Origin of the sequence: Magnetospirillum molischianum DSM 120, assembly GCF_000294655.1 — a bacterium.
Lineage (GTDB): Bacteria > Pseudomonadota > Alphaproteobacteria > Rhodospirillales > Magnetospirillaceae > Phaeospirillum > Phaeospirillum molischianum.
In genome coordinates this window covers 1-898 of record NZ_CAHP01000061.1, presented here as the reverse complement: position 1 = coordinate 898, position 898 = coordinate 1, and the positions used below count along the sequence as shown (strand labels likewise).

Annotated in this window: 1 tRNA gene, 2 rRNA genes and 1 pseudogene; all 4 read right to left on the bottom strand. The window is 57.8% G+C overall.

Annotated elements, in window-relative coordinates:
• Positions 1-205, bottom strand: a pseudogene (locus tag PHAMO_RS18210) (IS5/IS1182 family transposase); the annotation flags it as partial.
• 269 nt (positions 206-474) lie between these two features.
• A tRNA-Met gene (locus PHAMO_RS18205) sits at positions 475-551 on the bottom strand.
• A 62-nt stretch (positions 552-613) separates the two neighbouring features.
• Positions 614-728 (bottom strand): 5S ribosomal RNA (gene rrf / locus PHAMO_RS18200).
• Between the two features lie 83 nt (positions 729-811).
• Positions 812-898, bottom strand: a 23S ribosomal RNA gene (locus PHAMO_RS18195); the annotation flags it as partial.

Here is an 898-nt window from a genome sequence, read left to right as displayed (position 1 = left end):
TGAGCAGGTGCAATCCCACCATCAGTCGGGTCGGAACACCCGGGCGCCCCGTTTCCGCGTAAAGCGGCGCGAACCGCTCGTCGAAAAAGCCCCAGGCGACCAAACCCGCCAGCCGGACCAAGTCGTGGCGCAGGTTGATGATCTGGTCGAGCCGCGACCGGAACAGGTCGCCCTCGGTCTGCGGCGGTCTCTTGTGCGGCGTCATCTCTCCTCCCCGAGCGGCTCTGAGAGAATGGAATCACAACCGATGGGCACCGTAAAGGGGCAAGGTTGGGATACGAAATTTGCCGGGAATCGGGGGGACACGACGCCGAATCTGGCAAATTCGATTACTTCGCCACAGCCCCAAACCCAGGTGACAGGACGGGCTTCGGGTTATTCACGGACGACTACCTATGTGTTACCTGTGGCGGGACTGGGACGCGAAAAAGGCGTTAGCTTTTTGAGCTAACGCCTTGAATTCGTTTATATTTTTGGTTGCGGGGGCAGGATTTGAACCTGCGACCTTCAGGTTATGAGCCTGACGAGCTACCGGGCTGCTCCACCCCGCGAGAAGAGAGAAGAAGTGGAGCTGGGGGATGTCGTTGTGTATAGGTATAAGTTTCCTTAGAAGACCTGGCAGCGACCGACTCTCCCGTGCCTTAAGACACAGTACCATGGGCGCAGAGGGGTTTCACGTCCGAGTTCGGGATGGGATCGGGTGGGGGGCCCTCGCTATGACCACCAGGTCGTCGAAGGAAACTTATTTCTGATCTGAGTAAACCGCGTGCAATTTAGCGTTCTAGATAGTCGGGCTTGCCGCCGCGCATGGGCGATCAAGCCGATCGAGCGATTAGTATGGCTTAGCTTCACGTGTTACCACGCTTCCACACGCCACCTATCAACGTGGTGGTCTTCC